Origin of the sequence: Ruegeria hyattellae (assembly GCF_041537925.1) — a bacterium.
Lineage (GTDB): Bacteria > Pseudomonadota > Alphaproteobacteria > Rhodobacterales > Rhodobacteraceae > Ruegeria_C.
This window is the reverse complement of record NZ_JBGOSH010000001.1, coordinates 566,228-578,836: the sequence shown is the minus strand read 5'-3', so window position 1 is coordinate 578,836 and position 12,609 is coordinate 566,228. Positions and strand designations below refer to the sequence as shown.

Here is a 12,609-nt window from a genome sequence, read left to right as displayed (position 1 = left end):
ATCCTATAGTTGTGGATAAGTGGGCCGAAGCGCTCACAATTCGAGGCGGAAATACAAGTCAAGACAACGAGGGAGACGGCGAATGCGCTGCCCGTTTTGCGGAAATATCGACACACAGGTCAAGGATTCAAGACCGGCCGAGGATCATGTTTCAATCCGGCGGCGGCGGTTCTGTCCGGCTTGCGGCGGCCGGTTCACCACCTATGAGCGGGTGCAATTGCGTGATCTGGTGGTCATCAAATCCAATGGCAAGCGCGAGGATTTCGATCGCGACAAGCTCGAACGCTCGATCCGAATTTCGATGCAGAAACGGCCGATTGAGCCGGATCGTATCGACCAGATGATCTCGGGCATCGTGCGGCGGCTGGAAAGCATGGGCGAGACGGATATCCCTTCGAACCGAATCGGTGAGATCGTGATGGAGGCACTGGCTCGGATCGATACCGTGGCCTATGTGCGGTTTGCCAGCGTTTACAAGAACTTCCAGGCGGCGGATGATTTCGAGGATTTCGTTCACGAACTGCGCCCGCCAAGCGTACCCGGCGAAGAATGACATCATCAGACGAAAGATACATGGCGTTGGCCCTGACCCTGGGCCGGCGCGGTCAGGGTATGACCTGGCCCAACCCTTCGGTCGGATGTGTGATCGTGCGCGAGGGGCGCATCGTCGGGCGCGGCTGGACCCAGCCGGGCGGGCAGCCTCATGCCGAGACCGAGGCGCTGACTCAGGCGGGTGCGGCGGCACGCGGCGCCACGGCTTATGTCTCGCTGGAACCTTGCGCCCATCAGGGCAAGACGCCGCCCTGTGCGCAGGCGCTGATCGATGCCGGTGTCGCGCGGGTTGTGGCCGCTGTCGAGGACAGCGACGCGCGCGTAGCGGGACAGGGGTTTGCGATGCTACGCGCGGCGAATGTGACGGTGGACACCGGCGTTCTGGACCAGCAGGCGATGCGCGATCATGCGGGGTTTTTCCTGCGGACCGAGCAGGGGCGGCCTCTGGTCACGCTGAAACTGGCCAGCAGTTTTGATGGCAGGATCGCGACTGCCACCGGGCAGAGCAAATGGATCACCGGCACCCAAGCGCGTCGTGCCGTGCATGCGATGCGGGCGCGCCACGACGCAGTCATGGTCGGGGCCGGAACCGCGCGGGCGGATGACCCGTCGCTGACGGTGCGGGATCTGGGCGTCACGCAACAACCGGTGCGGATCGTCGTTTCGCGCCATCTGGATTTGCCTTTGATGAGCCAACTGGCGCGCAGCGCCGCAGAATATCCGGTGTGGCTCTGCCACGCCCCGGGGGCCGATTCCGAGCGTATGCTGGCCTGGGAGGGGCTGGGCGCAAAGCTGATCCCCTGCGCGGTGGACGGCTCGCAATTGGATGCCGGTGATCTGCTGCAGCAACTCGGGAGTGCCGGGCTGACCCGGGTGTTCTGCGAGGGCGGCTCGGCGCTTGCGGCGTCGCTTTTGGCCGAAGATCTGGTCGACGAGTTTGTGGGCTTTGGCGCCGGTCTTGCCATTGGAGCCGAAGGGCTGCCGGCAATCGGCGCGATGGGCCTGGACCGGCTGGAGGATGCGCCGCGCTTTACCCTGTCCGAGACCCGACAGATCGGCGCGGATATCCTGCACCGATGGACGCGCGCGCTAAAGTAACCGCTCAGCGCCAATAGGGCGCATAGGTCGCAAAGACACCCTGCAGTTTTGACAGCAGCCGGTTGGCCAGACCCGGATGGGGAATATTTCCGCTGGCCAGCCGGTCGACGGCAACCTCGACCGGGCAGGGCAGGCCGGTCACCGGATCGCGGTAGCGCGGGTAGTCGATCAGTACAGCATGGACCAGCCCCATCAGGTCAGGCCGCGCGCCGCGCCGCGCTGGAACCGGGCCCAGATCATCGGTCAGCCCCCAGCCTGCATAAAACGGCGCGCCCAGCGTAGTCACCTTGACGCCCCGTAAGAGCGCCTCGAACCCCATGAGAGATGTCATGGTCCAGACCTCGTCCACCTGCTCCAGCAGCGCCGCAGGATCGCTATGCTCTGTCACCAGATCGGCCAACCCGATGGCGTCGATCCTGCCTGCGCGCAATCCCGCTTCGACATCGGGGTGCGGTTTGTAGATCACGATCGCATCCGGGTGCGCGGCGCGTGCGGCCTGCAGCAGGCTCAAATTGGTCCGCACCGCTTCGGTTCCCTGCAGGATCGAGGCATCGTCTTCGACTTGCCCTGGTACCAGAATGCGGTGCCCTTCCGGCAGGGCTGGCCGATCCCCCTCCAGATTGTACTTGGTCACGCCATCCGCCGTTAGGCGCGCCACCAGACGCTCAGCGCGCCTGTGTTCGCTGTCTGTCAGGCTCTCGCGCCGCGCGATCATCGCTTCCAGATCCGAAGGGCGCTTGGGATCATAGTAGATGCCGCTCGCGTCAGTCACCAGCGACAGCGGCGGCACCAGTTCAGCCCCCAGCCCCCGAGAGCGCAAGAAGCCGTCCTCGACCCGGGTGACGTCGGTCTCATTACCCGCTTTCGAGGCCCAGATCATGCGCGGGCGTGGTTCGCCCAGTGCGCACGTTTCGGCAAAACTGACTTTGCCATGGCCGCCAAACGCGCTCCGGATCGCGGGACGTTTCCAGAGCCGCATACCCGAGGCGATCCAGCCGCGATGGTCCTGCCGCCAGGTCCGTGCCTGCACCTCCATCACATCCAGCGCGGCTTCCAATTCGCAAAGCTGGTCGCGAAAGGGATCATACCAGACCGGATAAAGGATCATCGCCGCCGCAAACAATTGCGCCCGTGTCAGTTTGCGTTCGCGCCGGGGAACAGGGTTTTCGTCCCGTGTCAGCCCCCAGCCCGCATAGAAGGGCGCGCCGAAGACCCGGGGTTTGTGTCCGGCCAGAATCGCCTCGAACCCCAATTGCGAGGAGAGCGTATAGACGCCCACCGCCCCCTCCAGCAGCGACCACGGGCTGACGGGTTGGTCCAGCAGGGAGATACGGTGATTGGCATCCGCCTGCGTGTAATAGCCGCCGCGATGACCCGCGATGGTTTCGGGATGGGTCTTGATGATGACGCGCGCGCCGGGATGTTCCTCCTGGGCAAAGACCAGCATTTCGCGAAACAGCGCATCCGTGCCGCCACTGGCCCGGACCGAAGCATCGTCACGGGTCTGGTCCACCACCAGAACATACCCGGGATCGGGTGGGGGCAGCATGGGATCGACGGCACAGTATTTGCTCAGATGCTGGTCGCGCATGCGGGCTGTTGCGTCCCGTGCGCGGTTGAGCAGGGCGGTGTCGTCCAGCGGATACGTGGTCAGCAGAACCTCAAGATCGGACGGGTATGCGGCATCGAAATGCACGCCCGCGCGGTCAAGGTTGAGGCCGATCGGTGGTTCTCCGCCCCGGCCGGGATGCAGCGAGCGCAAAAAACTGTCCTCGACCCGCAGCAGGGGAACCCCGCGGCGCGCGGCGATAGCTTTGCCGCGATGTGCGGTCGGGCCGTTACCCCAGATTCCGACCAGATCATCCGGGCCGGGCAGGCCAAGTCGGACGTCATACCCTGCCAGCGTGAGGATCCGGCGGATGCGGGTTTGGGTCAGGAACCCCCCATTATACACGAACAGCCGGAGGCGTTTGCCTCCGGCTGCCTGTTCAAATTCGGCGTTCACCAGATCAGTTCGCCAGCGTCTTGAAGTTTGCAAAGGGTGCCAGGCCACCGGAAATGAGCGAGATCGCCTTGGACCATTGCGCGTAGGGCGCTTCGGTCACGTAGAGCGTATCCTCGTCCCGGATCACGAAATCCCGGGCCAGGAACAGCCCGTTGGGTTCGGTCAGGTTCAGCACGTAGACCATCCGCTGCGCGCCCTGAAGATCGTTGCGGCCCAGAACCTGCCCCGCAATTGCGGCTGGTTCGTTGCGCAGGACAAACACACCTGTCGGGTCCGACGAGACCGAAACAAGACCGCCGATCTGTGCGATCGCTTCAAGCGCTGACAAGTCCTGTGTCTCGAACGGGACACGCGCCTGGCTCTGGGTCGCACCCAGCGCGGTGAAAGTGCGGTCGTCTTCTTCGACCAGGATGCGGTCACCGCCGCGCAGAGCCACATCCAACTCGGGATTCTGGAACAGGTCCTGGTACCAGATCTTGCCCTTCTGCCGCCCGCGGATGACAGTCACCTGAGCGATCTCGGGTTCGATAACGATCCCGCCCGCCTGTGCCAGCATTGCGGACAATGTGCGCGTCGGACGCTCGATGGGAAAGACGCCCTGCGCTCCGACCGAACCGGTAACCGACACCGTTGCGCCATCGCCTGCCAGGCGTCGCACTTCAACCTGCGGGTCCGGGGTTTGCTCTTCGAGCTTTGCGGTGATTTCCTGACGCAACTGGTTGGGCGTGCTGCCCGTGGCACGCACGCGCCCGGCATAGGGCACGAAGATAAATCCATCGCTGTCAACCTGCACCTCTTCCAGAGGGGTCGAGTTGCTGACCTCTCCCGAAAGCAGCCCGTCATCGACATTCTCCCAGATCGTCAGGCCCAGAACATCGCCTGGGCGAATCGTGTCTGACGTGAGACGCGTGGCTGTTTTGAAACTGTCGGAAAACCCAAGCGCGGGCACCACGGCGGTCGCACGCGTGACGCGGTCGTTGACCGCCACGACAAAGGCATCGCCTTCATTTTGAACCGAACCCGCATAAATCTGGCTTTTGCTCGGCCCGGAACGGGGCAGCGAACATGACGCCGCCAGACCCAGAACGGTCAGCAATACGAAGGGTTTGACCCAACGATTGGAGATGGAATTCACTGTCGGTCTCCTCGACCTTTTTGTATGCCTGCCTCGGATTTCGAGGCAAGCTACCGAAAACGAGTGCAAATATCCAGAGGTCGCAGGTGCGACAGTCAGTTCACCAGACGCAACTGTTGCCGAGGAGCCGCGTTCCCGGATTTCAGCATTTCATAGGGATCACCGGGGGCCAGCATCATGTCAACCACCTGCCGCAGCAGCTGCTGCCGACCTTTACGGGCATAATATCCGCCCGGTACCTGGCTGGTTTCCAGCAGGTACCGGCGATAGCACCGATAGGCTTCCTTGTCGGGGCGGGTCGGCGCATCGAAGAAGGCAGGCAGGGGTTGGTCCGAGACAAATTCGGGTTTGGCATAGACGGCCGTACCGAAGATTTTCAACGGAATGCCGCGCCACAGAACCTGTTGACCGGACGTGGAATTCACCGTCACCGCACTGCGTGCATCGTCCAGCAATTGCGCCAGTTTGCCACCGCGCACGTAATGCACGCGGTCGCCAATGCCATGTTGCCGTGCCAGTCTATTGACCTCGCGGCGCAGAGGGATGCGGTCGTTTTCAAGCGGGTGCGCCTTGACGACAAGATGGTGGTGACCGGGCGCGCCCTCGGCAAAACCGCTGAACAGAGTGTCGAGAAACTCGGTCATCCGCGCAAAGGGCGAATGGGTCTGAAACGAGCTGTCCTGTTCCAGCTGCAAGAGGGCAAGGTGATAGGGGAACCCGCCGTCGCGCACGCGTCGGGTGGCAATGCGGCGCTCGATCGCATGTGCTGGCATCAGCAGCAGCCGTTTCAGGTAGAGCCTGAATTCGACTGTCACCGGAAATTCGCGATGCGGCCTGAAGTTACCGTATCGCCGGTTCCGAAACATCACGAACCAATGATAGAGCGCGCCGTAAAAGATGTGCTCGCGCATGTCGCCCCAATGAGCGGGCGGCGGCGGAGAATCGTGATCCGAGTGGTCCAGATCGTCCTGCATCTGCGCCACATTCATACCCATCAGCCGCGAGTTACCGTTTGAGCCGTTGCGTTCATAGGTTACCCAATAGGGGCGCAGATAGCCTTCTTCAAACACATGCACCGTCACGCCTTGCGAGCGGGTGATCCGGATCGCACTGGCATGGATCGGGCGGGCATCGCCGTAAAGTACGATGTCGGTCACACCATGTTGGTCCAGCAGCGCGGTCAGCGTCTCGGGCCAGCCCGCGATGGTGCCGCGATAAGGTATGTAGTGCTTTGATTGGCGCCAGAAGGCGCGGTCGCCCGCATTGAAGCCGACGCGCCAGGTCTCGGCGCCGGTGGCGCGCAACATGCGGGCAAGGCCGTGAAAGAACGGACCATGCGGACCCTGCAAAAACAGGAACACGCGCCGCGACTGCGGCGTTTTCGTGTCCCGTTTTACTGCCCGGTTGATCATCTGCGCGATACTGCTCTGTCTTTTGGTCGAAACTATGACCAGAACGGCGTCCTTGGGCAAGCGGGGGCTTGCCCGCCGCCCGGTGCGCCGTTAGGTCAGCAGTAAGGCAAACACGCAGAGGTTTCGAATATGTTCACGGGTATCGTCACAGATGTGGGCACAGTCATCGAACTGGATCAGCAGGGCGATCTGCGGGCGCGCATCCGGACCGGATATGACACTGCGGGTATCGATATCGGTGCCTCGATCTCTAGCGATGGCGTGTGCCTGACGGTGATCGCCCTGGGCAGAGACTGGTATGACGTGCAGATCAGCGCCGAAACCGTGTCGAAAACCAATCTCGGGACTTGGCAGGTCGGCACGCGCGTCAATCTGGAACGCGCGCTCAAAGTGGGCGACGAACTGGGCGGGCATATCGTTTCCGGTCATGTCGATGGCGTGGCCGAGGTAATCGCAGTTGAGGATGAAGGCGACAGCACCCGCGTCACTTTTCGAGCGCCGAGTGATCTGGCGCGGTTCATCGCACCCAAAGGCTCGGTCGCGTTGAACGGCACCTCGCTAACGGTGAATGATGTGCAAGGGCCCGAGTTCGGCATCAACTTCATCCCGCATACCAAAGAGGTCACCAACTGGGGTAAGGTTGGCGTTGGAGATCACATCAATCTTGAGATCGACACGCTGGCACGCTATGTCGCACGGCTCAACGAGGTCAGCTGAAGTGCACCGGCAGCTTGCCGTGCATCCGGGCGACGTCTAACAAGGCTGAATACGGGCAAGGATCAAACAGGCAGAGACATCATGCGCATTCTTTTGACAAACGATGACGGCATCAATGCGCCGGGTCTCAGCGTGCTGGAAGAGATCGCCGCCGAGATTGCCGGACCCGATGGCGAGGTCTGGGTTGTCGCCCCCGCTTTCGAGCAATCCGGCGTAGCCCATTGCATCAGCTACACCCGCCCGATGATGGTCATCGAGCTGGCAGATCGCCGTTACGCCGCCGAGGGCAGCCCGGCGGATTGCGTTATGGTGGGCGTACATGACGTGATGAAGGATATGCAGCCCGATCTGGTGCTGTCGGGCGTGAACCGGGGCAACAACGCGGGTGAGAACACGCTCTATTCCGGCACGATCGGGGCCGCGATGGAGGCGGCGCTGCAAGGGCTGCCCGCCATCGCCCTGTCGCAATTCTATGGCCCCGACAATCGTGATCGCGACGACCCGTTCGAAGTGTCGCGCGTGCATGGTGCGCGGGTGGTCCGGTCCATCCTCGATAACAACCCGCCGGATGACGGCGACTACCGCCTGTTCTACAATGTGAACTTCCCGCCTGTGCCCGCTGCGGATCTGGCCGGAATGCGGGTGGTGCCTCAGGGCTATCGCCCCCATGCGCGTTTTTCGGTCATGCCGCAGAACTCGCCCTCTGGCCGCAGATTCCTGTGGATACAGGGCGGCGACCAGCGGGAACCGAGCGCACCCGGCACCGATGTCGCTGCCAATCTCGACGGTTTTATCTCGGTTACGCCGATGCGCGCCGATCTGACCGCCCATGACCAGCTACAGGCGTTGAAAGCGATCGAATGAGTGGACCCGACGCCGAAACCAAGATGCAGTTCCTCTATCACCTACGCTCGCGCGGGGTGACGGATGCCAAGGTGCTGGCCGCGATGGAAGAGATCGATCGCGGTCCCTTCGTGCGCGGGCTGTTCACCGGGCGCGCCTATGAGGACATGCCGCTGCCGATTGCCTGCGGTCAGACGATCAGTCAGCCCTCGGTAGTGGGGATCATGACCCAGGCGCTGGAGCTGACGCCACGCGACAAGGTGCTCGAGGTCGGGACCGGCTCGGGCTATCAGGCGGCGGTTCTGGCGCGGTTGACGCGGCGGGTCTATACCATTGACCGCCATGCGCGGCTGGTGCGCGAGGCGATGCAGCTGTTTCAGGACCTCAACCTGGTCAATATCACCGCGATTGTCGGCGATGGATCGCATGGTTTGCCTGAACAGGCCCCCTTTGACCGCATCATTGTGACCGCAGCCGCTGAAGATCCGCCCGGCCCGCTCTTGGCGCAACTCAAGATCGGGGGTATCATGGTGGTGCCAGTTGGTCAGTCCGACGCGGTTCAGACGTTGATCCGGGTGCGCCGGACGGAAGCGGGCTACGACTATGACGAGCTGCGCCCGGTGCGTTTCGTACCCTTGCTGGAAGGGCTGGGAAAAGACGGCTGAACCGGGTAGGGCAGACCTGGCACATCAAGCCTCCGGTCAACAGGGGGCGTGGATTTTGAGGATTGAGATATGGCAGTACCCTTTGTCGGCTCCCGTATGCGCTGGTCGTTGGCCATTGCAGCAACGGGATTCCTTGCGGCCTGCGAAGGGCCGCTGGATTATGATCTGCGCGGCCAGGTCGGTGCGTTTAACACCACCGAAGCGGCCCAGAACGTCAATACGCAGGCCCGTCCGAGCCCCGACAGCCGGGGCGTGATCTCGTACCCGAACTATCAGGTCGCGGTGGCGCGGCGTGGTGACACGGTCACCTCGTTGTCAAGCCGGATCGGGGTGTCGCCCGGAGAGGTGGCGCGGTTCAACGGGCTCAACGCCAATGACAAGCTGCGCGATGGCGAGGTCGTGTCACTGCCGCGCCGGGTGTCCGAACCCGCGCCCGGCACTGGCAATGTGGATATCGCCACGATTGCGGGGTCGGCCATCGATCAGGCACCGGACACCACACCGGTCCAGACCACGACGCTGGCCCCGGCCAAACCCGCTGCGCCCGCCGCCCCGGCCGGGCCCGAACCGATCCGCCATAAGGTCAAGCGCGGCGAGACCGCTTATACCGTCTCGCGGCTTTATCAGGTGCCGGTCAAGTCGCTGGCCGAATGGAACGGGCTTGGAACCGATTTCGCCATTCGCGAGGGGCAATATCTGCTGATCCCGGTCAAGGATCAGCCAGCGCCGATCCCGGTTGCTGTCGCAACTTCCACCACCGCGGTCAGCGGGCCGGGGCAGGGCAGCCCGACCCCGACACCTCCCAGCTCGACCACCGCGCTGCCGGATGAAAAAATCTCGGCCGAACCGCCGGAAACGCCGGATGTATCGCTGACCGAGAAAGCTACGAACAGTTCTGCCCGGCTGGGTTATCCGGTGACCGGCAAGGTCATCCGGACCTATGCCAAGGGCAAGAACGAGGGTATCGACATCGCCGGTTCACCCGGAACGGCGGTTCTGGCCGCTGAGGCGGGAACCGTCGCCGCGATCACCGCTGACGCTGATGAGGTGCCGATCATCGTTGTGCGCCACAAGAACAATCTGCTGACCGTCTATGCCAATGTCTCCGGTATCGAGGTCAAGAAGGGCAGCCGGGTCAAACGCGGCCAGAAGATCGCGCAGCTGCGCAGCGGTAACGACGCCTATGTGCATTTCGAAGTGCGCAACGGCTTCGAAAGCGTCGATCCCGAGCCCTATCTGAACTGATCCCGGCGCGACCCGACCCAAAGCATGGACCGTAATTTCTGAATCACGGCCCGTGCGTCTCATTTTTCAGATTGGGCTCTAGCGGCAGTAGTTGCCGCCCCGGTGGCGGGCGGTGTCCATATGGAAGTGGTCCTGATGATAGCGGTCGGCATTGGGGCCCAACACGGTGCCAAACGGGCCGCAGGCCGCGCGCCAGGCGCGCAGCAGGGCCTTGCGGGACTGGCCGGTGCGCCAGCCACCCGCAACCGTGATGGTGCGGCCGGTATCCAGCGTGAAACCGGAGATGTCGATCGCCTTGCCCTTGCCGTGTTCCGAGATTTTCGCTCCACGCTTGTTGTTGCGGGTGCGGCAGGCGTAATGCGCCGCCACCTGCAATTCAGCCACCCGCCCCATCGGCTTGAACGCAGGCTTCACCCCGCGTTGCACCCATTTGTTAAGCGCTTCTGCCGTTTCGCAGGTCATTACCGAAGGGCGGCTCAGCTTCACACCGCCCACCGAATTCACCCGTACCGCATTTTTTGCTCCGCAGCCGCGCGTCTTGGCGGGGATCTTGCCGACCTTTTCGCCCTGAATGTCGATATCGCCGCAGACCGAGGTCTTGCGCAGTTTGCGCTTTTTGAAAAACACCTTCTGCTCGAGTCCTTTTGGTCGCTCTGCCGGGCGCAGCGACAGGGCTGGGCCGGGGGTGATATCGTCGAGGATGCGCGCGGTCGCAAGCATCGCTTGTTCCGAGGCCGGACGTGCGACCGGGCGCATGCGCGGGGCGGTTGCCACAAAACCGGCGCGGGTCACCTGCGCGGTCGCAACGGTGCGTGTCTGGGGGCGCATCTGGGGGCGGGGCGAGGTGTCGGGACTGAGCGCTTGCGCCATATCGCCGCCGATTACCAGTGCGGCTATTGCCGCCAGACCCCAACCCCGCCTTGTCATGTCTTGACCTTTCCTCGTCCGAAATCCGGGGCGTCGGTATCCTGCCCCGCCTCGATAATGCTGCGCCTGATGGCGCGGGTGCGTGTGAAATAGTCGTGCAGCATCTCGCCATCGCCAGTGCGGATGGCGCGTTGCAGCGCAAAAAGCTCTTCGGTGAAGCGGCCCAGAATCTCCAGCGTCGCATCCCGGTTGGTCAGAAAAACATCGCGCCACATGGTCGGGTCACTGGCCGCGATACGGGTGAAATCGCGAAACCCGGCTGCGGAATATTTGATGACCTCGCTATCGGTGACGCGCCGCAGATCGTCGGCCACGCCAACCATCGTATAGGCAATCAGGTGCGGAGCGTGACTGGTCACCGCCAACACCAGATCGTGGCGCTCGATCTCCATCTCTTCGACGTTGGAGCCGATCCCCTCCCAGAACGCGCGTAGCTTTGCCACTGCCTTGGCATCACTGCCCTCGACCGGGACCAGCAGGCACCAGCGATTGTCAAAGAGTTCGGCAAAGCCCGATTGCGGCCCCGAATGCTCGGTTCCCGCCAATGGGTGCGCGGGCACGAAATGCACGCCTTGGGGGATATGGGGCGAGACCGCCCCGACGACGCTGCGCTTGACCGAGCCGACATCCGAGACCGTCGCGCCTGGTTTCAGCACCGGTTCGATTTCGGCGGCAACCGCGCCCATCGCCCCCACAGGCACGCAAAGCACCACCAGATCGGCGCCCTCGGCTGCTTCCGCGGCGCTGTCGCAAACCCGGTCGCACAAGCCAATGCGGCGTGCGGTGTCGCGGGTTTCCTGCGAGCGGGCATAGCCGGTGACTTCACCGGCGAGGCCGCCGCGCTTGATCGCCCAGAACATCGACGATGCGATCAGGCCAAGACCGATCAGGGCCACACGGTCATAAATCTGGCTCATGCCTGACCCGCCTTGAAGCTGCGCACGGCCTCGGCCACCCGTTGGCAGGCCACATCATCCCCCACGGTGATCCGCAGTGCATTGGGCAGGCCGTAACCGGCCACTTTGCGCACGATAAGGCCTCGCGATTGCAGATAAGCGTCGCAGGCCTCGGCCTCGTCGCGATCGGCAAACCGCGCCAGAATGAAATTGGTGCAGGAGGTGTCCGAAGGCACACCCGCCTCGGCCAGTTCACCTGCCAGCCAGGCGCGCAGGCGGGTATTCTCAGCGCGGCAGTGATCGACATAATCGCGGTCCCGCACGGCGGCCTCGGCGGCCAGCAAAGCGGTGGAGGATAGATTGAAGGGCTGGCGGATGCGGTTCAGCACATCGATGATGTCCTGCGGGGCATAGCCCCAGCCGACCCGCATCCCGCCCAGACCGTAGATCTTGGAGAATGTGCGGGTCATGATCAAATTGCTGCGCGCAGCGACCAGCGCGGCGCCGCCATCGAAATCGTCGACAAATTCGGCATAGGCCCCGTCCAGCACCAGGATCGCCTGCGGCGGCAGAGCGTCGGCCAGCCGCGCGACCTCGCCCTCGGCCAGCATGGTCGAGGTCGGATTGGCGGGGTTGGCCATGAACACCACCCTGGTCCGGTCCGAACACGCGGCCAGGATCGCATCCACATCGACATTGCGGTCGCGCTCGTCCACCTGCACCGGGGTCGCTCCGACCATCCGGGCCAGAATCGGGTACATGGAGAACCCGTGTTCGGTATAGATCACCTCGTCGCCGGGACCGGCATAGGCATGCACCACGAATTGCAGCACCTCGTCCGAACCCACACCGCAGATGATCTGGTCGGGGTTCAGCCCGTGCTCCTCGCCGATCGCGGCGCGCAGCAGCGCGTGATCGGTCGAGGGGTAGCGGTGCAGCAGCGACGCGCTGTCACGCACCGCCGCCATTGCTTTGGGACTGGGCCCATAGGGGTTTTCGTTGGAACTCAGCTTGATGACATTGCTAACGCCTTCGACATGCGCAGCCCCACCCTGGTACAGGGCGATGTCCATTATTCCGGGCTGCGGCGTGAGTTTGTTCATGTCGGGCTCCT

General features: G+C 63.2%; 12 protein-coding genes. 6 read left to right on the top strand and 6 right to left on the bottom strand.

What is annotated here, in order from left to right; translation table 11 throughout:
• Positions 1-82: 82 nt before the first annotated feature.
• Complete coding sequence (gene nrdR, locus AB1E33_RS02850; protein ID WP_372575732.1) at positions 83-553, top strand: transcriptional regulator NrdR; 471 nt, start codon at positions 83-85, stop codon at positions 551-553.
• The gene (gene ribD / locus AB1E33_RS02845) at positions 550-1,650 is read left to right on the top strand and encodes a bifunctional diaminohydroxyphosphoribosylaminopyrimidine deaminase/5-amino-6-(5-phosphoribosylamino)uracil reductase RibD (RefSeq protein ID WP_372575731.1); all 1,101 of its coding nucleotides are present in this window, start codon (positions 550-552) and stop codon (positions 1,648-1,650) included. The genes nrdR and ribD overlap by 4 nt, the downstream gene beginning before the upstream one ends.
• A 4-nt stretch (positions 1,651-1,654) precedes the next feature.
• Here the strand turns inward: ribD and AB1E33_RS02840 are convergent, their stop codons facing one another.
• The 3 genes from AB1E33_RS02840 to AB1E33_RS02830 form a co-directional block, all read right to left on the bottom strand.
• The gene (locus AB1E33_RS02840) at positions 1,655-3,655 is read right to left on the bottom strand and encodes a capsule polysaccharide biogenesis protein (protein WP_372575730.1); all 2,001 of its coding nucleotides are present in this window, start codon (positions 3,653-3,655) and stop codon (positions 1,655-1,657) included.
• 4 nt (positions 3,656-3,659) lie between these two features.
• A complete protein-coding gene (locus AB1E33_RS02835; RefSeq protein WP_372575729.1) occupies positions 3,660-4,790 on the bottom strand; it encodes a polysaccharide biosynthesis/export family protein in 1,131 nt (376 codons plus the stop codon).
• Between the two features lie 95 nt (positions 4,791-4,885).
• The gene (locus AB1E33_RS02830; protein ID WP_372575960.1) at positions 4,886-6,202 is read right to left on the bottom strand and encodes a capsule polysaccharide biogenesis protein; all 1,317 of its coding nucleotides are present in this window, start codon (positions 6,200-6,202) and stop codon (positions 4,886-4,888) included.
• A gap of 129 nt (positions 6,203-6,331) precedes the next feature.
• Here AB1E33_RS02830 and AB1E33_RS02825 point away from each other — a divergent pair, with 129 nt between their 5' ends.
• The 4 genes from AB1E33_RS02825 (at position 6,332) to AB1E33_RS02810 (ending at position 9,672) form a co-directional block, all read left to right on the top strand.
• Positions 6,332-6,919, top strand: a complete 588-nt coding sequence (locus AB1E33_RS02825; protein ID WP_372575728.1) for a riboflavin synthase — start codon at positions 6,332-6,334, stop codon at positions 6,917-6,919.
• A gap of 81 nt (positions 6,920-7,000) precedes the next feature.
• Positions 7,001-7,783 carry a 5'/3'-nucleotidase SurE gene (gene surE / locus AB1E33_RS02820; RefSeq protein ID WP_372575727.1) on the top strand — a complete coding sequence of 261 codons (783 nt, stop codon included), beginning with the start codon at positions 7,001-7,003 and terminating at the stop codon, positions 7,781-7,783.
• Positions 7,780-8,427 (top strand): protein-L-isoaspartate(D-aspartate) O-methyltransferase, encoded by a 648-nt coding sequence (locus tag AB1E33_RS02815; RefSeq protein WP_372575726.1) that lies wholly within the window; start codon positions 7,780-7,782, stop codon positions 8,425-8,427. The genes surE and AB1E33_RS02815 overlap by 4 nt, the downstream gene beginning before the upstream one ends.
• Positions 8,428-8,496: 69 nt before the next feature.
• The gene (locus AB1E33_RS02810; RefSeq protein ID WP_372575725.1) at positions 8,497-9,672 is read left to right on the top strand and encodes a peptidoglycan DD-metalloendopeptidase family protein; all 1,176 of its coding nucleotides are present in this window, start codon (positions 8,497-8,499) and stop codon (positions 9,670-9,672) included.
• A gap of 78 nt (positions 9,673-9,750) precedes the next feature.
• Here AB1E33_RS02810 and AB1E33_RS02805 read toward each other — a convergent pair whose 3' ends face one another.
• Genes AB1E33_RS02805 through hisC form a run of 3 tightly spaced genes read right to left on the bottom strand, consistent with a single transcriptional unit; the run spans position 9,751 to position 12,598 of the window.
• Positions 9,751-10,599 carry an extensin-like domain-containing protein gene (locus AB1E33_RS02805; RefSeq protein ID WP_372575724.1) on the bottom strand — a complete coding sequence of 283 codons (849 nt, stop codon included), beginning with the start codon at positions 10,597-10,599 and terminating at the stop codon, positions 9,751-9,753.
• Positions 10,596-11,516: a prephenate/arogenate dehydrogenase family protein gene (locus AB1E33_RS02800; RefSeq protein ID WP_372575723.1), complete on the bottom strand. Its 921-nt coding sequence runs from the start codon at positions 11,514-11,516 to the stop codon at positions 10,596-10,598. Before AB1E33_RS02800 ends, AB1E33_RS02805 begins: the two co-directional genes overlap by 4 nt.
• Positions 11,513-12,598 carry a histidinol-phosphate transaminase gene (gene hisC, locus AB1E33_RS02795; protein WP_372575722.1) on the bottom strand — a complete coding sequence of 362 codons (1,086 nt, stop codon included), beginning with the start codon at positions 12,596-12,598 and terminating at the stop codon, positions 11,513-11,515. Before hisC ends, AB1E33_RS02800 begins: the two co-directional genes overlap by 4 nt.
• Between the last annotated feature and the right edge of the window lie 11 nt (positions 12,599-12,609).